Below are 18,718 nucleotides of genomic sequence, written 5' to 3' on the forward strand. Positions count from 1 at the left end.
TTCGCCGGCATGATTGCCCCGCGACTTGTCCCGGCCACAACATGCCCGGCGCCGGAGCGGTCTTGCACCCGGAACCCCGCGCGAGGCGTACGCGCTGGGCACCCGTTAGGAATCGGCCTCGGTATGGAGTCGAACCAGTCGGGTGGTGCTGCTTTCATCGAGGTCCACCAGGTCGCTGCGGGAGCGCAGGAAGTCACTGAATGACTTGAAGCCGAGGGACTTTTCGCTGAACGATGGATCCATTCGCTTCATCTGGGCCTTGACCGCGGAGTTGTGCAGCCATTCGGCGTCGTCCTTCTCCTGCCCGATGCGCAGGGCGCGCTCGAGCAACCCGGTGGCGGCGGTTTGCGCGTCCGGTGGCGTCGGCTCGTCGCGATCGCCGGCGGTCGAGCGCCGGCTGCGCTTCTTGGCCGCGGGCGGGGGCAGGGTCGGTATCCCGGGCAGGGCGTCATAGGTGACGAACTCGTCGCAGGCGGCGGCCAACGACCCGCTGCTGGCACCCGCCACGCCGATCCCCACGACGTAACGTCCTAAGCGCTTGCAGCGCTGGGCAAGAGCGATGTAATCGGAGTCGCCGCCGACGATCACCACGTGCGTCAGATCGGGTAGCCGAAACATGTCCTCGACCGCATCGACGGCTAGTCGAATATCGGCCCCGTTCTTGCCATAGGAGGCGGCTGGGAACAATTGGACCAGGTCAACCGCGCGGCCCACCAACTGGCCGTGGTAGCCAGCATTGACGTCGGCGGACCAGTCCGCATAGGCGCGGGTGAGTACCAGTGTGCCGAACGAGGAGGCGAAGTCGATGATCGCACCCAGATCGACGGTCGCCAGCTGCAATCGTTCTTGTTCCAGACCCTTGGATTTGTCCCGGTGGAACGTGTTTCGGCCGTGGACTTGCTCGTAGCGCGAGATGACGATGTTGTCGAAGTCGAAGTAGACCGCCACCCGGGAGGTGCTGGAGTCGGTCATGTAGCGGGTGTCGTCTGTGACTCGGGCAAGTCAGCTGCTGGGAGAAATGCGACCATCCGGTTATCGTGCCCCTCGAAGTGCGACGCCATCAAGCCGGCTGCCGCCGGATCGCGGCCCCAACGCCCCAGACCGGCATGGTCCAGGACGTTTGAGAGAGATATTGGCGGCACAAATTCCCACCAGGGCCCCGGGAGGGCCTCTGACCATATCGAAAGGTGCTGAATGCGAGTAATTTTTGCGTTGCGGGGCAGCGTCCAAGCGCATTTCCTGGCCGGGTGCCATCCGGATTACGGTATGCGGAGTTCTCTCGTCATTCAGAATTGATACGGGGATTTCTTCCAAACAGGCATATTTTTCCGCTGTTGCCAGATATGTTTTTGCTGCCAAGTTGCTTGATTCGACCGGATCAGCGGCCTGCCTGTCGCGGGCGGAGGCACGCAATGATGCGGGGTCACGCTCAGCGGCCCATCGGCGATATGACGCCGGTGTGGGTGAAGCCGTGGGTTGGCAGGTGAGGCGGGCTCCGGCTAGGTGTGCACGGTTGGCCGGGTGGATCGGGCGATAGCGGTCGTAGGTACGTGGTGGTGGGCGACAGCGCAGGTGCTGTGGACGGGAACGGGCGGATGCAATGAATTTTTCAGTGTTGCCGCCAGAGATCAACTCACTACGACTGTTTTCCGGCGCCGGGTCCACATCGATGCTAGAGGCGGCAGCAGCGTGGGGGAGCCTGGCTGACGAGCTGCAGGTCGCGGCGTCTTCGTTGTCGTCGGTCACCGCCGGGCTGGCGAGTGGGGCATGGCAGGGGCCGGCGTCGGCAGCGATGTCAGCCGTAGCCGCACCGTACGCGAGCTGGTTGAGCGCGGCGGCGGCCCAAGCCGCGGGCACGGCGGGGCGGGCGTCGGCGGCGGCGGCGGTGTTCGAGGCCGCACAGGCCGCGATCGTGCATCCAGCAATGGTGGCAGCCAACCGCAACGAGCTGGTGGCGCTGGTGATCTCCAACCTCTTCGGACAGAACGCACCAGCGATCGCGGCGACCGAGGCCGTCTACGAACGGCTGTGGGCCCAGGATGTGGCCGTGATGGCGGGCTATCACGCAGGAGTCTCGGCGATAGCGCAGCAGTTGGCTCCGTGGCAGCAGGCGCTGGCCCTGCCCGCCGCGGATGCCGACTTCAGCCTTTCTATCTTTGGTCTGCAACTGGTGAAGACCGGTACCGCGAATGCGACCACGACGTTTGGCGGGTTGGCGATCGCCTCGGGCGCGAACAGCTCGGCCGATGCCGGCGTGGCCGATATCGCCTTCGCCTTCGGAAGCGGTAGCAGCGCCTCCGCCACCGGTGGCGTGCTCAACATTGCCGGGGTCGGCGGCGCCAATAGCTCGGCCAGCGCGACCGGCGGAATCAACATCGGCACCGGTGCGCTCGCGTTCGGCGACGGCAACACGGTCAACGCCAGCTCCATCGGCGTCGCCAATATCGGCACGGTGGCTGCGGCGTTCGGCAACAACAACTCGGTGACCGCGATCGCCAACGGGGTGGAGAACAACGCCACCGTTGCGGCCGCGTTCGGCAACAACAACACCGACGTCTCGGCGATCGTCAATGGTGTGGAAAACACCGGTGTGGTGTCGGCCGTGTTCGGCAGCGACAATTCCGGAGTTTCTGCCAACGCGTTCGGTGTGGAAAACAACGCCATAGTTGCCACCGCTGCCGGCTCTGGCAACAGCAATGTGATGGCCAACGCCGGCGGCGTGGGCGCCAATGAAATCCTGGTGGCAGCGGCACTCGGCAACAACAACTCGGCCATAGCCAACGCCACCGGCGTGGGCGGCACTCTCGGTACCGGCGCCATTTCGTTGATCGGGCACAACAACACGCTTTATGCCGACGCCACCGGCGCTGGTCATATCGGCACCGTCGCCAGCGCGTTGTTCGGCGACAACAATGGAGTCAAAGCCACTTCCTTCGGCTTGAACAACATCGCGACGGTGGCCACCGCGGGCGGCAGCGGCAACACCACGGTTGCGGCCGAAGCCAGCGGCGCCGAGAACGTCGCCGTCTTAGCCACCGCGTTCGGCAACAACAACCCCACGGTCACGGCGAACGTCTTGGGTGCGGGCAACCTCGCGACCGCGGCCACCGCGTTGGGTAACAACAACACCATCAATGCCAACGTGGTGGGCTTGGAAAACATCGCCACCGTGGCGACCGCGGGTGGCAACGACAATGGAGTCGGAGCCAGCGGTGTTGGCGTGGGCGGCAATATCGGCAACATTGCGACGGCCTTCGGCAACAGCAACAGTCAGGTCAGCGCCGACGCCAGCGGCGCGGGCGGCAACCTCGGCACCGTCGCCACCGCGTTCGGCAACGAGAACAACGTCAGGGCCAGCGCCTTCGGCGCGGGCAATATCGGCAACGTTTCCAGCGCGTTGTTCAGCAATAACAACACGATCTCCGCCAGCTCGATCGGCGTGGAAAACATTGGCACCGTGGCCACCTCGATCGGTGACAACAACACGGTCTCGGCCACCAACGGGTTGGGTCTGGGCGGCAACATTGCCACCGTCGCCACCGCCTTGGGCGGCCAGAACAACACCGTCAGTGCCGAAACCGGCACCGGAGGCGCCAATATCGCGTCGGTGTCGACGGTGTTGTTCGGTGAGAACAACACGTCTTCGGCGAGTGCGATTGGTGCGGGCAATATCGCCAACGTGGCCACGGTGTTGTTCAGCGATAACAACACGTCCAATGCCAGTTCGTTTGGGGTGGAGAACATTGCCGCTGTGGCGACCTCCTACGGTGATGGCAGCACTGTGACGGCGACCAACTCGTTGGGGCTGGGTGGCAATATCGCCACGGTGGCCACGGCGTTGGGTGGTCAGGACAACACGGTGAGCGCTCAGGCCGGTGCTGGTGGGGCGAATATCGCGCAGGTGGCCACGGTGTTGTTCGGTGAGAACAACACGTCTTCGGCCAGTGGGCTGGGTGCGGGCAATATCGCGGACGTGGCGACGGTGTTGTTCAGCAATAGCAACACGTCTACTGCCAGTGCGTTGGGTGTGGAGAACATCGCGACGATCGCTACGTCCTACGGGGACAACAACAATGTCTCTGCGACCGCGCCGGGTATCGGTGCCAACATCGCCACGGTGGCCACTGCGCTTGGGGGCAAGGCAATACCGTCAGTGCGGAGTCCGGTGGGGCGGGCGCCAATATCGCTTCGGTGTCGACGGTGTTGTTCGGTGAGAACAACACGTCTTCGGCGAGTGCGATTGGTGCGGGCAATATCGCCAACGTGGCCACGGTGTTGTTCAGCGATAACAACACGTCCAATGCCAGTTCGTTTGGGGTGGAGAACATTGCCGCTGTGGCGACCTCCTACGGTGATGGCAACACTGTGACGGCGACCAACTCGTTGGGGCTGGGTGGCAATATCGCCACGGTGGCCACGGCGTTGGGTGGTCAGGACAACACGGTGAGCGCTCAGGCCGGTGCTGGTGGGGCGAATATCGCGCAGGTGGCCACGGTGTTGTTCGGTGAGAACAACACGTCTTCGGCCAGTGGGCTGGGTGCGGGCAATATCGCGGACGTGGCGACGGTGTTGTTCAGCAATAACAACACGTCTACTGCCAGTGCGTTGGGTGTGGAGAACATCGCGACGATCGCTACGTCCTACGGGGACAACAACAATGTCTCTGCGACCGCGCCGGGTATCGGTGCCAACATCGCCACGGTGGCCACTGCGCTTGGGGGGCAAGGCAATACCGTCAGTGCGGAGTCCGGTGGGGCGGGCGCCAATATCGCTTCGGTGTCGACGGTGTTGTTCGGTGAGAACAACACGTCTTCGGCGAGTGCGATTGGTGCGGGCAATATCGCCAACGTGGCCACGGTGTTGTTCAGCGATAACAACACGTCCAATGCCAGTTCGTTTGGGGTGGAGAACATTGCCGCTGTGGCGACCTCCTACGGTGATGGCAACACTGTGACGGCGACCAACTCGTTGGGGCTGGGTGGCAATATCGCCACGGTGGCCACGGCGTTGGGTGGTCAGGACAACACGGTGAGCGCTCAGGCCGGTGCTGGTGGGGCGAATATCGCGCAGGTGGCCACGGTGTTGTTCGGTGAGAACAACACGTCTTCGGCCAGTGGGCTGGGTGCGGGCAATATCGCGGACGTGGCGACGGTGTTGTTCAGCAATAACAACACGTCTACTGCCAGTGCGTTGGGTGTGGAGAACATCGCGACGATCGCTACGTCCTACGGGGACAACAACAATGTCTCTGCGACCGCGCCGGGTATCGGTGCCAACATCGCCACGGTGGCCACTGCGCTTGGGGGGCAAGGCAATACCGTCAGTGCGGAGTCCGGTGGGGCGGGCGCCAATATCGCTTCGGTGTCGACGGTGTTGTTCGGTGAGAACAACACGGCTTCGGCCAGTGCGATTGGTGCGGGCAATATCGCCAACGTGGCCACGGTGTTGTTCAGCGATAACAACACGTCCACTGTCAGCTCGTTTGGGGTGGAGAACATCGCCACCGTGGGGCCTCCTACGGAGACTTCAACAACGTCTCAGCCAGCACGCCGGGCATCGGTGGCAATATCGCCACCTTCGCCACCGCTTTCGGCGAGGGCAACACCAATGTCCATGCCGAAGCTGGCCCCGGCGGTGCCAACATCGCGACCCTGGCCACTGTCTTCGGCGACGGCAACGCTGTCTCGGTCAAATCGAGTGGCGCGGGCAATACCGCCAGCATCGCCACCATGATCGGCAACAACAACACGGCTGACATCAACGTGTTCGGTCTGGAGAATGTCGCCACGGTGGCGACCGCAATCGGTGACAACAACGGTCTGACCGCCAATGCCCCGGGGCTTGGCGCCAACATCGCCACCGTCGCCACCGCGATCGGCAGCGGCAACTCCCAGGTCAGCGCCGAGGCCGGCGGCGCCGGGGGCAATATCGCCACCCTGTCCAGCGTGTTCGGCGACAGCAACACGGCCGTCGTCACCGCGTTTGGTGCGGGCAATGTGCCCACCGCCGCCACCGTGTTCGGTAGCGGCAACGGCGTCAAGGTCAGCACGTTCGGGCTGGAAAACATCGCCACGTTGGGCACCGTGATCGGTGACAACAACACCGGCGTTGTGGCCGACGCCGGCGGGGTGGGCGGCAATATCGCCACCTTGGCCAACGTGTTCGGCAACGACAACACCGCCGCGGAAGCCACGGCGAGCGGTGTGGGTGGCAACATCGCGACCCTGGCCAACGTGTTCGGTGATGGCAACGCCGTGAAGGCAAATGTGGTGGGCTTCGGCAACGTTCCCAGCGCTGCCACCGTGATCGGCAGCAACAACACGGTTACCACCGACGTCTTCGGCGTGGAGAACATCGCCACCTTGGCCAGCGTGTACGGCGACGGCAACAGTGGGGTGTTGGCTCAGTCTGGTGGTGTCGGCGGCAACATCGCGACCCTGGCCACCGTGATCGGCAGCAATAACACGGCGACCGAGGCCAGCGCGGTGGGCATCGGGGGCAACATCGCCACCTTGGGCACCGCGCTCTCCGACGGCAACGCGGTCTCGGCCACAGCGAACGGCTTCGGCAACACCGCCACCGTGGCCACCGCCTTCATCGGTGGCGGCAATACGGCCACCGCGTCGGCGTCCGGTGTGGGCAACATTGCCAGCCTGGCCACCGCCGTCGGCGCTGATAACGCGGTCTCGGCCACCGCTTCGGGCGCGGGCGGCAACATCGCCATCGCCGCTACGGCCATCGGCGACGGCAACACCGAAGTCACCGCGGATGCCGGCGGCCTGGGCGGCAACATCGGCGTCGCAGCGACTGCCATCGGTGGCGGCAATACGGTCGCGGCCAGCAGCACCGGACTCACCATCGGCAGTGTCGCCACGGCCGTCGGGGATGGCAACACCGGGATCGCGGCGCGCGGACACCAGGCCGGCAATCTGGGCATCGTCTCCACGGCCATCGGTTTCGGTAACACCGATGTCGCCGCCGCCGGCTTTGGTGTGGCCAATATCGGCAACGTGGCCACGGTCATCGGGAGCAACAACCAGAACGTCTTCGCAGGCGGGACGGGGCTCTCCAATATCGCGACCGTCGGCGGGGACAACAACACGGCCCTGGCCGGAGACCAGTCGGGCGGCCTGGCCAGCGTCAATGTCGCAACCGTGTTCGGTAGTGGGTCGGGGGCCAGTGCCTTCAACGGCTTCCTCAACCTCGCCATTGGTCTGACCGACGGTGTCATGGCTTCAGCGGGTCCCGGCAACTTCAACGTGAGTATCCAGCCGTTCTTCGATGTCCAGCCGCTCTTCGGGTGATCGATGCACCCGAGGCTGCGTCAGGGCGCGATGGGACGGTTCGTCCATTCCCGGTCGGGGCGGCGCGACGAGCGGAACCATCCGCCGGCCGCGGCGGTGCCACCATCGGTCGGGATCGTGTGGCCGGTGACGAACGCCGAGAGTTCGCAGGCCAAGAACAGGATCACCCGGGCTTGATCTTCTGGGACACCCATCCGCCCAACGGGAACCCAACCAGGCCACTGCGTCTGTTCGGCATCGGATAGCCACTGCGAGTAGGGCACCTGTAGCGATTCGGTGACGTCCGGGGCGATCGCATTGATCCGCACCCCGTGGTTGCCTACCTGGACGGCAAGGCTGCGGGTGAAATGGATGACGGCGGCCTTGAAGGCTGCATAGACCGGGTCCTCCGGGTAGCCGCGCAGTCCTTCGACCGACGAGACGTTCACAATCGCGCCGCCGTGTTGCTCGATCATCGCCGGCAGAAAGGCGTGAGTCGCCAGCAAGACGTGATGAAGGTTCACTCGATACAGCTCATCCCACAGTTGTGGGTCGGTGTCGACGAAGTTGCCGGGGTGGCGCAACCAGTGGCCGACATTGTTCACCAGGATGTCGACGCGGTCGTAGCGATCGAGCACGCGCTGAGCCAGCGCGCTGACCTGATCGGCATCGCGGACGTCGGTGCCGACTACCCAAGCCGTACCGCCGATTTCGTCGACGGTGCGGTGGGCAAGCTCCGCATCGATATCGGCGATGACGACCTGGGCGCCGTGTTGGGCGAATAGCCGCGAGGTCGCCGCGCCGATACCGCCGGCGCCGCCCGTCACCACGGCCACCCGGTCGGTCAGCAGTTGCCGGGCCGGCGTTGCTTCATCCACCTGTCACATACTGGGTCACGGCGCGGGCCGGATCCCAGGGCGGGTCATCCTCCGGGACCAAGTGCCGCACGAACCGGAGGGTTTCGGGTTGTCCTCGGGCCACACTGGCTGGCAGTGTTTCGAAGGCATGGCGTTGTTTGGCTGCTATTGCGACTGAGGGGCTTTCGAGACGTGACCGATAGATCCGACGAGCAGGTCCGGGCTACGACCGGGCCTGAGGCATCGATGCGGGTCCATCGCGGCGGCTGGCTGCGCTGGGGCCTGCTGGCGGTGTGGGGTCCGGGCCTGGTGGTGATGTTGGCCGACACCGATGCGGGCTCGCTGATCACCGCTGCCGAGTCCGGGGCGCAATGGGGCTATCGGATGGTGTTGCCGCAATTGATCTTGATGCCGATCCTCTATGTCGTCCAAGAGATGACCGTGCGGCTGGGGATCGTCACGGGCAAGGGGCACGGTGCGCTGATCCGGGAGCGATTCGGCCGCGGTTGGGCGTGGCTTTCGGCATTCACCCTGTTCGCATCGGCCATCGGCGCGCTGCTGACCGAGTTTGTCGGGGTTGCCGGGGTCGGGGAGCTATTCGGGATCTCGCGCTGGGTCAGCATCCCGATTGCCACAGTGATGTTGCTGGCCTTGGCGCTGACCGGCAGCTACCGGCGCGTCGAACGCATCGGCCTGGCCGTCGGCGCAGCGGAAGTGGCGTTCCTGGTGGCCATGGTCATGGCTCGCCCGCAACTGGACCAGCTGCTGGCGGGCTTGCGGTCGATGCCGCTGGGCAACTCGTCCTACCTGTTGCTGGTCGCGGCGAACGTTGGCGCGGTCATCATGCCGTGGATGATTTTCTACCAGCAAGGAGCCGTGGTCGATAAGCACCTGTCGGTGGCCACGATCCGCCAGGCTCGCCTGGACACCGCCGTCGGTGCGGTGCTGACTCAATTGATCATGATCGCGGTGGTGGTGACCGTTGCGGCGACGATCGGAACCCACCATGGTGCGGCGTCGCTGCAAACCGTCGGGCAGATCGCCGATGCCCTGACCCCATACCTGGGCCGACTCGGTGGAACCGTGCTGTTCGGACTGGGAATGTTGGGTGCCGCCCTGGTCGCCGCCATTGTCGCGTCGCTGGCTGGAGCGTGGGGACTATCCGAGGTCTTCGGCTGGCGACACACTCTCAACCAGCGGCCCAACCGGGCCACCGCCAAGTTCTACACCACTTATGCGCTTGCCCACATCATCGGCGCCGTCCTCGTCCTGGGCAGCGTCGACCTGGTCAATCTGGCCGTCGATGTCGAAGTGATGAACGCACTCTTGCTGCCGATCGTGCTGGGGCTGCTGCTGGTGCTGGAAGCCCACACGCTGCCCGAAGAATGGCGCATGCGCGGAGTGCGCAAGTACATCACTCGGACCCTGTGCCTATTTGTCATCGCCTTCGGGCTCTACATGGTTCCCCAAGCCCTCGGCTGGCTTTGACCAGCTGGCCGAACACTAGAGCATGGAGTCGATCATGGCTCGGGCGTCATCGGGAGCCTGGCTCGGTGCATCGGCGGTGCGCCGGAAGTCGATGAAGGCCGACTGGTGGGTGGAGGTGTTCAGCAATTCGGCGAAGGCGCCGCTGACCGAAAGCTCGCCTTGTTCGGTGAACACGTCGGCGAAGTAGTCCATCAGCGCGGCCTGCTGGAACTTGGCGCTTTCCAGGGTCTTGGTAGTGGCCTTGAACAACACCGGGTTGGCGAGATCGCCCGACGAAGGATCGGTCAACCTGGCGATGTCGGTCCGCAGCGCGGCGACGACATCTGTCTCATCAGTGGTCTTGACGGCGACGTACATCTGGGCGTTGGTGTCGCCGTTTTGCAGCGTCACCCAATTCGGCCCCCGGTTCACCAGGGTCCAGCCCGGCGCGGCCGTGACCGATATGCCCTCGGCGATGTCGATTGACTCGGCCGAGGCCAGCCTCAACCGCATCGTCACGGGGGTGCGTACCGGCGCTTCCGGGTCAGGCAATCGGGCAGTGCCGGGCCCAGCGGCTGCGGCCATGGCAGCATGGCCACCGGGCAGAATCGACGGCGGCTTGGATCGCTCGGCCTTGCCGCTCAGCACAATCGCCGCGGTCACGGCTGCGGCGATCAGGATGACTACGCCGATGATGGCGATGATGACGGCCGAGTGCAATCGGTGTCCGACCCGGCCGCCGCCGTGCGGGTAGTGCGGTGGCGGGGGAGTATCCGGTGGCGGTGCTGCTGACATCGTGGCTCCTTGTTTTGCCGTGGTTTCAGGCCGGCGGTACCGCGGTTCGGTTATCCGTTGATGGGGCGGTTCAGGGCAGGATGGCTGGCTAGTGCGGCCGTGGCTGTTCCGCAGACTTGGCAGAACGCGCTCCCGCTGCCGATTGCCGCGCCGCAGTGAGCGCAGACCTGGTGGGTATCGGGGGCGCGGGTCAAGGTGGCGTCCCCGGTGAGGGCGGCCTGGGCTTCGGCGAGCAGCGCGGTATGCAAACTGGCGCGGGTTGCGACCAGCCCGGCTGCGGCCAGCACCAATGCGGCCAACGCGGTCAGCACAATGCCGCGAGTCCCGTAGGGGGTGAGCATGGTGGTCGCCAGTTCGTACAGCAGTACCAACGCCACGCCCTCCAGCAGCCCCAGGGCCGTGTTGCCGCCGGTGCCGCGCAACGGCACCACGACCAGGGCGGCAGCGCAGGCCAAGATGATCGGCTGCAAAAACCCGAGTGTCAGCGCGATGAAAGCGACGTGTGCCGGGTCGATATGGGTCGTCGGGAGATGGGTGAACGCGCCACGCTCTACCACCACGCTCAGCCCCAAAGACAGCGCCGAACCGCTGAGCGAGCAGGCGACGGTGGCATCGACCGGGTGCCGAAACGCGCTGCGCGCCGTCACCAGCAGCGGCGCAATCAATGCCGCGGCGAAAGCCACAACCGGGATGAACACGCCCAATTCGAAGATCTGGGACAGCGGTGGTAACTGGCGATCCGGTGCGGCCAATAGCACCGGCTTGGTGAAGTGCTGTTCGACCATCCCCACGCCGACACCGAGCAGCAGGGAAAGCGCAAACGCCACCCCGATGACGGTGAACGGTTCCTGTCGCCACACATCGTGGTCGTGGACATAGGTCAGGACGGCCGCAGGCAGCGCAATCGCCGCCAATACCAATGCGATAGAAAGCATCCCGAACGCCGCGGCGATCAGCGACGCCAATAGCGCCAACGCGACCATCGCTCGGTAGATGTGGTGGCGCCCGCCCGCCAGGTGTGGCATCAGCGTGCTCATCACCGCGAGCGCCCGCACCGGCTCTTCGGGATGTGCGGCGAAATGTCGGGACCGATCGATGGCCGGATTCAGTGGACTACCGCACCGGGAGCAGAAACGGGCGGCATCCGCGTGTGGGGTCGAACAATTCGCGCAGTCCATAATTGCCCAAGGATAGCGACAGATCTCATATCTAATACAGATCTTTTCCAAACCGCTTACAAGGCGTGTTCAGATTATTTTGGTCGTGACCGTGCCTGCTGTCGCTGCGGCAAGACGGTGCGTGCCGACCGCATGGTCGGGATGGGGGCTGGCACGTCGGGAGCCGCGGGGACGGCGGGCTGGCTCAGGTTGCCCATTGCCCCCACCCGATCGGTGAAACTACCAGGTCAGCGCCGCCCATCGCGCTACAGTTGGGCACCGATGCGCCCGCATTGGCCGGGTTCGATTACCCCGCCCTGACTCGCGCCACGATCCGCGGCGCTCGTCCGGGTCACGTTGGGAGTGTGGCCATGTCATACCTGACGGTTGCGCCAGAGGCGCTGTCGGCGGCGACCAGCGATGCGGCCGAGATCGGGTCGGCGCTGGCCGCGGCCAACGCGGCAGCGGCAGCGCGTACGGCGCGGCTGCTGTCCGCCGGTGGCGACGAGGTGTCGGCGGCCATCGCGGCGGTGTTCTCCGCGCACGGGGTCCAATATCAGGCGATCAGCGCTCAAATGGCGCAATTTCACCGGCAATTCGCCCAAGCACTGAGCGCCGCAAACCGTTCGTATGCACTCGCCGAGGCGGCCAATGTATCCTCGCTTCAGGCCATCGAGCAACAGCTGCTCGCGGCCATCAACGCGCCCACCCAGACACTGTTGGGCCGACCTCTCATCGGCAACGGTGCCGATGGGGCGCCTGGACAAAACGGCGCGGCCGGTGGGCTTTTGTGGGGTAACGGCGGAGCCGGCGGGGCCGGCACCGCGACACACACCGCGGGTGGTAACGGCGGGGATGCCGGCCTGATCGGTAACGGCGGGGCCGGTGGAGCCGGCTTTAATGCCGGCAACGGCGCTGCGGGTGGGGCCGGTGGCGCCGGCGGGCATGGCGGCTGGCTTTACGGCAACGGGGGCGTTGGCGGCGTAGGCGGCACCGGCGGGGCAGGGGTGCCCGCCGTGCCGACCGGTGGTGACGGTGGCGCCGGTGGCGTGGGCGGAGCTGCCGGGCTGTGGGGCGACGGCGGTGCCGGTGGGGCCGGGGGGCAAGGCGGTGCGGGTCGGGTAGGCGCGGCCGGCGGAGCCTCTTCGGGCGGTACCGGCGGGCATGGCGGGGTGGGCGGGATAGGCGGTTCCGGCGGGGCGGGTGGCTGGGTTGCCGGCAACGGCGGTGCGGGTGGGGCCGGCGGTGCCGGGGGGATGGGCGGCATGGGTGGCACCGGTGCTTCCATCGGCGGCGGCGGTGGCACTGGCGGTGCTGGCGGGACCGGTGCCGCCGGGGGCGATGGGGATTGGTTGTTCGGTGACGGTGGGTCCGGTGGCGCCGGCGGAGCGGGCGGGCAAGGTGGCGCCGGCCGAGGCAGCGAGATCGGGGCGGCGCCGGCGGCGCCGGGGGCATGGGCGGCAACGGCGGTAATGGCGTTGGCAACCCGGGGGATGGCGGAGACGGCGGCGGTGGCGGTGCCGGGGCCAGCGGTGGGGACGGTGGCTGGCTGTGGGGCAGCGGTGGCAACGGCGGCAGCGGCGGAGCGGGTCGTGACGGCGCAGACGGTGGCGTCGACCCGAAGAGCGGCCGCACCGGCGCCACCGGTGACGGTGGCGATGGCGGCGACGGCGGCGACGGCGGCGACGCCGCACTCGTCGGCAACGGTGGCAATGGCGGGGCCGGCGGCAGTGGCGTCACCGACGGAGCCGGCGGGCGCGGCGGTGCAGGTGGCGGGCTTTATGGAACGCCCGGCATGTCGGGCTAGCCGCGACACCGCGCCGGGGCTCTCACCGATACAGTTCGCGCAGCTCCCGCTTGAGCACCTTGCCTGCCGGATTGCGGGGCAGCGTCGCGGTGAAGATCAACCTTTTCGGCAACTTGTAGCGCGCCAGCCGGGCGGCGCAGAACTCCACGATGCCCGCTTCGCTCACCGCACCCTGGTCGGACACCACGATGGCGCAGGCGATCTCGCCCCATTTCTGGTCGGGCAGCCCGATGACGGCCACTTCGGCGACGCCGGGGATGCCGGTGATGACGTTCTCGATCTCGGCCGGGTAGATGTTCTCACCACCGGAGATGATCATGTCTTTGATGCGGTCTTTGATGTAGAGATAGCCGTCACTGTCGATCTCGCCGACATCGCCGGTACGGAACCAGTCGCCGTGGAAAGCGTCGCGGGTGGCGTCCGGGCGGTTCCAGTATTCCTTGAGCAGGAAGTCGGACTTGATCACCACCTCGCCCTGCCCGCGTTCGGCGATCATGCCGTCGTCGGTGCGTACGCGAACGTCGGCGAACATGGTGGCGCGTCCGGCCGAGCCGACCTTGGCCAGGGCGTCTTCCCCGAGCAGCAGGGTGCCGCCGCCGCATGATTCGGTGAGTGCGTAGCCCTGAACGACCTGCATGTTCTTGGCGGCATACATCCTGATCAGCGCCTCGGGCATGGGCGCACCGCCGGTGATGAAGCAACGGAACTCGGGTGCATCGAGCTCGGTGAATTCGGGTACCAAACGCATGAAGTTCAAAATCGCCGGTACGGCGCCGGCCAGCGAAACACGCTCGTCGACGATCAGCGACCAGGCCTTGGCCGGGTCGAACTGTGGCATCGAGACAAGGGTGACGCCGCGCATGGCGCACATGATGACCGTCGTCAGCGCCGCGACGTGGAACATCGGCAACGGCAGCAATAGGCGGTCCTGGTAGCGCACGTCTACGGTCAGTGACCATGAGCTGGCCGCCGTGTGCACCGAGTCATGAGTATGCACAACCCCTTTGGGGTTTCCGGTGGTGCCCGAGGTGTACATGATGAACAGGTTGTCCGACCCGCCGCTGTCGCAGACCGGCTCGCCGGCATCGGCGGTTTCGAGGCGTTGCGCCAGGGAGCCTTCGCCGTCCGACAACGGCACCCAGCTGATGACGTTGTGGGACCGCTCGGTTGCGGTTTTGATCGCGGTGACCACCGGCTCCAATGACTGGTGATAGATCAGGACGGTGCTGCCGCTGTCGGCAAGGATGAATCCCAGTTCGGGTGCGGCCAGGCGGGTGTTGAGCGGCACGGCCACCGCCCCGAGCTTGGCTGCGCCGTAGAACAGGCAGCAGAACGCAACACTGTTCGGCATCAACAGCGCGACGCGATCGCCCTTGCCGACCCCGAGCGCCCTCAGCACGCTGGCGCATTGGTTGGTCAGCATATTCAGCTCGGTGTAGTCCATCCGCACGTTGGTCGAGGGCTCTACGTAGGCCTGCAGCCGAGGAGAGATATGCGCGCGTTGTTTGAGCATGGCGCCGATGTTCTTCATGGTGGTTCCTGTCCGGTCCAGCGGGTTGACGATGTGACTTATGCGGAATCGGCCTGGTGACCAGCGATTGCCGGCGCTGACCTGCCGATGTCGGCTTGTAGTTGGCCGAAGGCCTGCTCAATCAGTTGGGCAAGCCGGGCGGGCTCGCGTACGGCCTCGGGTGCAGCGCCGATGCCCAGGCACAGTTGCTCGTTCACGCTTGCGACGGTGACGTTCAGCCCGGCTCCCGGCGGCAAGATGGGCAAACCACCGAATGAGACCATCGGTGCACCGGCAAAATACAGTTGTTCGGCAGGGCCTTTCATGTTCGATATCACCAGGTTGGCGCTGGGCGCCTTGCCGAACCCGGGCAGCACATCCGACATGGCCAGACTGGCAAACAGCGAGAGCGTATATGCCTGACGTGACGGCGATTTCATGCCGTTCCCTTTGTCCTTGGCAGCTGTTGTGGCCTGGCTGACCTGCTTGAGGCGCTGCCTGAGGTTTGCCTTGGGCGCACCCATCGCGATGAGTTCGGCGCTCACCTGGTTGCCCGCCCCGGCTTGGGACCGCATCGACATCGGCATCAAGGCCACCAGCGGCCGGTCGGCCGGCGCCCGGTGTTCGTCGAGGTAGTGATGCAAGGCGTCGTCGACGATGGTCATGACGACATCGTTGATGGAGGTATCGGTGGCCTTGGCGACGGCCTTTACCTCGGCGAGCGGCAACTCCATATTCGCGTAGGCGCGTGCCGCCGATTTCGCGGTGTGGTTCAACAGGGTAGGGCTTGCGGCGAAGGGCAGGGCCCCCCGCTGCGGCTTGAGCTGCAGTGCTTGCGCGCCGAGGTCTACCGCGTCACCGACCATGCCGGCCAGATCCGACGGCAGCTTGGCGATGCCGGTGAGGCCGCGTTGCAGCCACTGCCGGCGCGAAACGCGCGGCTGCGGCCGGCGCGGCGCACGAGCGCTCGGTGCCGGCATCCATGGACCGGCCAGCGTCTTGTCGTGCGGGGAAGTGCTCAGGAAACCGCGCATTGCACGCAACCCGCCCTCACCGTCGATGAGCGCGTGGTGCACCTTGAGCATGATGGCGATGCGACCGCCCTCAATCCCATCGATGATGTAGCACTCCCACAGCGGGTGCCCCCGGTCGAGCAGCCCGGTGTTCAGGAATGACACCGTCTCGTAGAACTGGGCCATCGAACCGGGTCCCGGTAACACGATGTGCTGGACATGGTTTCGCATGTCCGGCTCGACGATTTCCCACCGTGCGACATTCCTGCCCAGCCAGCTGAGCCTGTAGTTGAAGGGTTCGATCGCCCTACTGTGCCGATACGCGTCGAACAGGCGTGAGCCGAACGACGAATGTTGTCCTTTTGGCTTCTGGAAGATCGTGAAGGCCGTCATGTGAAACGGCCGGTTGGGCCGCTCGAGTAACAAGAAGGACAGATCGATCGGACTGATTCGGTTGGTGTTCATGCGGCTTCCTTTGTGCTCGCTACTGCGGTAAGGGAATTGAGTTCATCGACGAGGTAGTCGAACATTCGCCAGCCGTCGTCGAGCACCGCGCGGTCGGCCAGAATGCAGATGTTGGCCTGTCCGCAGTAGCTCCACATGGTGATGTTGAGCGCCGTGCCGTCAGCGATCTGACCGGTGGAGAACCAGTTCGATACCTTCCAATGATCCAGGTAGAGAGTTTCTTTGGGGCCAGGGACATTCGATAACACCACGTTGCCGAAGAATCCGAAGCGTCCTCGGCTGCGGTGTATGGCCTTGCGGATGATCTTGATGCCCCACGGTGGCAGCACCTGCATCACGGAGTTGAAATCGGCACCGGCCTCCTTGACCGCCTTGATGTGCTCTTTCATCTGCGTGTTCGCCTCGCGGCTGGCTTGCAGCCGTGCGCTCGGGTCGGCGATGTCGCTGCGCAGCCAGCAGTAGTCCACGGTTGCGTAGTTACCCAAACCCTGCATACCCAAGGGCCGTTCGCCCGCGAACGGGGTAGCGCCGATCAGCGGGTGGGTGTCCGGGTCGTAGTCCAGGTCGACAAGCAGACGTCGCAGGGCACCGGCCGCGCAGCTGCTGAAGACGTCGTTGATGGTGACACCAAGTGCCTTGGCCACGGCCGAGAAGTGCTGCAGCGGGACGCTGTCACAGACAAATGTGCGCGCGGCACTCAGGTTGACGTTGATCGGCGTTCGTTGCATCTGCCGGGCCGACGGGTGCGGTGGCAAGCCGGCCGACTTGCGCTTGCGGTCAAACAGGAATTTTCGCCATAGTCCGGTGGCCACCTTCGGTACGTTGCCGATCACGGTCTCCGGCCAGTCCCGGACGGCCCAGCCCAGCCGGGTCGGCCAGGAGGGGAGTGGGGCGGGGCGATAGTCCGGCGCCTCGGCGGCTCCGACACCACGATGGGGCTGGTAGAACTGCTACATCAGCCACGCGGCGCCGACGCCGTCGACATAGGCATGATGGACCAACATGACCAGCGCTACCTTGCCCTCGGCGAGTCCCTCGACCACCCACATCAGCCACAACGGGCGATCACGCTCGAGTTGCGCCGAATAGATCGTTGTCATCACCGCACAGAGGCTCTTGTGGTCGCCCGGCGCCGGGCACGCGACGCGGTGAATGTGGTTGTGCAGCTCGAAGTCCGGATCTTCCACCCAATAGGGGTGATTCAGGCCTAGTGGCGACTCGACGCACTTCCACCGCAACATCGGCAGTAGATGTATCCGCCGCGCCGCCTCGGCGTAGAACCTGTCGAATGACCAGCCCTGCGCATCGGTGGACGGATCGATGATCGCGACCTTGAACGTGTGCATGTAGGCGTGCGGAGTCTCCATCCCGAGCATGAACGCGTCCGCGCCGCTGAGCCGTTGGGGTCGCGTGACACCTTTGATCGGCGCGGTCATTTCGCGGCCTTCGCCATCTGTGCGGACACCCAGCGGGCCAGCGGTGGCATGATGCGTGACAACACGTACATGACGTGCGCCTCGGCGGCGACCGGCGCGACCGCCGTGTTGCGCTCGACCGCTCGCAAGATGTTGCGGGCCGCACGCGCTGGCGTGTATCCGCGCCTCTGATACGTCACGGTCAGGCGCTGCCGGCGCCCCTCGGTGTCGCCGGCTCCGCGGATCGGGCTGGCCTTGGTGATTGCGGTGTTGATGACACCGGGGCAGATCGCGGTGACGCCGATGCGGTGGGGCTCGAGCTCGATACGCAACGCTTCCGATAGCCCCAACACGGCGAACTTCGTTGCGCTATACGCCGAGAGTGCGGGATTGGCAAGCAGACCCGCGGCCGAGGAAAGGTTGACGACGTGTCCGCCCCGACCCGACTCGATCATGGCCGGGAGAAAGGCCTCACAGCCATGGACGACACCCATCACGTTGATCGACACCAGCCAGTCCCAGTCTTTACGGCTGGTGTCCAGGAACCCCCCGATGAGGCCAACCCCGGCATTGTTGACCAGGAGGTCCACCCCGCCGAAGTGGCCGAGGGGGGCGTCGGCGAAGGCGGTCATCTGCTCGGGATCGGACACGTCCACCCGGCGGGTGATGACGTCATGTCCGAACCCGCGGGCGGTTTGTGCGGTATCGGCCACCGCGGTGTCGTTGATGTCGCAGAGCGCGAGATCGGCTCCGCGTTGCGCGCACAGCAGGGCCAGTTCGCGGCCGATGCCGCTGCCGGCACCGGTTATCGCCACCACTCGGCCAGCGAGATCTGAGGTGTTGGTTCCTGAGTTGAGTTTGAACATGGTGAGCAAAGTACGGTCGGCCCGATGCGGCCGTCTCGTACGCAAATGCCAACGTTGGCTGGGGTGATTGTGACGTCGCGACA

General features: G+C 65.4%; 12 protein-coding genes and 2 pseudogenes. 5 read left to right on the plus strand and 9 right to left on the minus strand.

The window, feature by feature from the left end; translation table 11 throughout:
• Positions 1 to 105: 105 nt before the first annotated feature.
• Complete coding sequence (locus MPSD_RS13035; protein WP_015355411.1) at positions 106 to 972, minus strand: NYN domain-containing protein; 867 nt, start codon at positions 970 to 972, stop codon at positions 106 to 108.
• Positions 973 to 1,600: 628 nt separating this feature from the next.
• On the opposite strand from MPSD_RS13035, the gene MPSD_RS29290 reads away from it, so the two are divergent.
• Genes MPSD_RS29290 through MPSD_RS29300 form a run of 3 tightly spaced genes read left to right on the plus strand, consistent with a single transcriptional unit; the run spans position 1,601 to position 7,304 of the window.
• Positions 1,601 to 4,369 (plus strand): PPE family protein, encoded by a 2,769-nt coding sequence (locus tag MPSD_RS29290; protein ID WP_232022836.1) that lies wholly within the window; start codon positions 1,601 to 1,603, stop codon positions 4,367 to 4,369.
• A complete protein-coding gene (locus tag MPSD_RS29295) occupies positions 4,336 to 5,733 on the plus strand; it encodes a beta strand repeat-containing protein (RefSeq protein WP_232022837.1) in 1,398 nt (465 codons plus the stop codon). Before MPSD_RS29290 ends, MPSD_RS29295 begins: the two co-directional genes overlap by 34 nt.
• On the plus strand, positions 5,730 to 7,304 hold the full coding sequence (locus MPSD_RS29300) for a beta strand repeat-containing protein (RefSeq protein ID WP_232022838.1): 1,575 nt from the start codon (positions 5,730 to 5,732) through the stop codon (positions 7,302 to 7,304). The genes MPSD_RS29295 and MPSD_RS29300 overlap by 4 nt, the downstream gene beginning before the upstream one ends.
• A gap of 20 nt (positions 7,305 to 7,324) precedes the next feature.
• Here MPSD_RS29300 and MPSD_RS13045 read toward each other — a convergent pair whose 3' ends face one another.
• Complete coding sequence (locus MPSD_RS13045; RefSeq protein ID WP_086085664.1) at positions 7,325 to 8,161, minus strand: SDR family NAD(P)-dependent oxidoreductase; 837 nt, start codon at positions 8,159 to 8,161, stop codon at positions 7,325 to 7,327.
• 225 nt (positions 8,162 to 8,386) lie between these two features.
• Between MPSD_RS13045 and MPSD_RS13050 the strand changes: the two genes are divergently transcribed.
• Complete coding sequence (locus tag MPSD_RS13050; RefSeq protein ID WP_071498128.1) at positions 8,387 to 9,628, plus strand: NRAMP family divalent metal transporter; 1,242 nt, start codon at positions 8,387 to 8,389, stop codon at positions 9,626 to 9,628.
• Between the two features lie 15 nt (positions 9,629 to 9,643).
• On the opposite strand, the gene MPSD_RS13055 is transcribed toward MPSD_RS13050, so the two are convergent.
• Positions 9,644 to 10,402 carry a hypothetical protein gene (locus MPSD_RS13055; RefSeq protein WP_086085665.1) on the minus strand — a complete coding sequence of 253 codons (759 nt, stop codon included), beginning with the start codon at positions 10,400 to 10,402 and terminating at the stop codon, positions 9,644 to 9,646.
• 50 nt (positions 10,403 to 10,452) lie between these two features.
• The gene (locus MPSD_RS13060) at positions 10,453 to 11,439 is read right to left on the minus strand and encodes a zinc ribbon domain-containing protein (RefSeq protein WP_232022839.1); all 987 of its coding nucleotides are present in this window, start codon (positions 11,437 to 11,439) and stop codon (positions 10,453 to 10,455) included.
• A 491-nt stretch (positions 11,440 to 11,930) separates the two neighbouring features.
• On the opposite strand from MPSD_RS13060, the pseudogene MPSD_RS28110 reads away from it, so the two are divergent.
• Positions 11,931 to 13,366, plus strand: a pseudogene (locus MPSD_RS28110) (PE family protein).
• A gap of 22 nt (positions 13,367 to 13,388) precedes the next feature.
• On the opposite strand, the gene MPSD_RS13075 reads toward MPSD_RS28110, so the two are convergent.
• From MPSD_RS13075 to MPSD_RS13090, 5 genes and pseudogenes are all read right to left on the minus strand, one after another.
• Positions 13,389 to 14,897 (minus strand): acyl-CoA synthetase, encoded by a 1,509-nt coding sequence (locus tag MPSD_RS13075; RefSeq protein ID WP_086085667.1) that lies wholly within the window; start codon positions 14,895 to 14,897, stop codon positions 13,389 to 13,391.
• Between the two features lie 38 nt (positions 14,898 to 14,935).
• Positions 14,936 to 16,354, minus strand: coding sequence for a WS/DGAT/MGAT family O-acyltransferase (locus tag MPSD_RS13080; RefSeq protein WP_086085668.1), 1,419 nt, complete (start codon positions 16,352 to 16,354; stop codon positions 14,936 to 14,938).
• On the minus strand, positions 16,351 to 16,848 hold the full coding sequence (locus MPSD_RS29305; protein WP_232022881.1) for a WS/DGAT domain-containing protein: 498 nt from the start codon (positions 16,846 to 16,848) through the stop codon (positions 16,351 to 16,353). The genes MPSD_RS13080 and MPSD_RS29305 overlap by 4 nt, the downstream gene beginning before the upstream one ends.
• 171 nt (positions 16,849 to 17,019) lie before the next feature.
• Positions 17,020 to 17,790: pseudogene (locus tag MPSD_RS29310) on the minus strand (wax ester/triacylglycerol synthase domain-containing protein); the annotation flags it as partial.
• On the minus strand, positions 17,787 to 18,635 hold the full coding sequence (locus MPSD_RS13090; protein WP_086085669.1) for an SDR family NAD(P)-dependent oxidoreductase: 849 nt from the start codon (positions 18,633 to 18,635) through the stop codon (positions 17,787 to 17,789). The gene MPSD_RS13090 and the pseudogene MPSD_RS29310, both read right to left, overlap by 4 nt.
• Positions 18,636 to 18,718 lie beyond the last annotated feature (83 nt).

Origin of the sequence: Mycobacterium pseudoshottsii JCM 15466 (assembly GCF_003584745.1) — a bacterium.
GTDB lineage: Bacteria > Actinomycetota > Actinomycetes > Mycobacteriales > Mycobacteriaceae > Mycobacterium > Mycobacterium marinum.

Excerpts from the sequence above, each read along its gene's own strand:
- MPSD_RS13090 (WP_086085669.1), bottom strand. The coding sequence starts at position 18,635 with ATGTTCAAACTCAACTCAGGAACCAACACCTCAGATCTCGCTGGCCGA.
- MPSD_RS29300 (WP_232022838.1), top strand. The coding sequence starts at position 5,730 with ATGATCGGCAACAACAACACGGCTGACATCAACGTGTTCGGTCTGGAG.
- MPSD_RS29290 (WP_232022836.1), top strand. The coding sequence starts at position 1,601 with ATGAATTTTTCAGTGTTGCCGCCAGAGATCAACTCACTACGACTGTTT.
- MPSD_RS13075 (WP_086085667.1), bottom strand. The coding sequence starts at position 14,897 with ATGAAGAACATCGGCGCCATGCTCAAACAACGCGCGCATATCTCTCCT.
- MPSD_RS13080 (WP_086085668.1), bottom strand. The coding sequence starts at position 16,354 with ATGAACACCAACCGAATCAGTCCGATCGATCTGTCCTTCTTGTTACTC.
- MPSD_RS13055 (WP_086085665.1), bottom strand. The coding sequence starts at position 10,402 with ATGTCAGCAGCACCGCCACCGGATACTCCCCCGCCACCGCACTACCCG.
- MPSD_RS13050 (WP_071498128.1), top strand. The coding sequence starts at position 8,387 with ATGCGGGTCCATCGCGGCGGCTGGCTGCGCTGGGGCCTGCTGGCGGTG.
- MPSD_RS13060 (WP_232022839.1), bottom strand. The coding sequence starts at position 11,439 with ATGAGCACGCTGATGCCACACCTGGCGGGCGGGCGCCACCACATCTAC.
- MPSD_RS13035 (WP_015355411.1), bottom strand. The coding sequence starts at position 972 with ATGACCGACTCCAGCACCTCCCGGGTGGCGGTCTACTTCGACTTCGAC.
- MPSD_RS29305 (WP_232022881.1), bottom strand. The coding sequence starts at position 16,848 with ATGCAGGGTTTGGGTAACTACGCAACCGTGGACTACTGCTGGCTGCGC.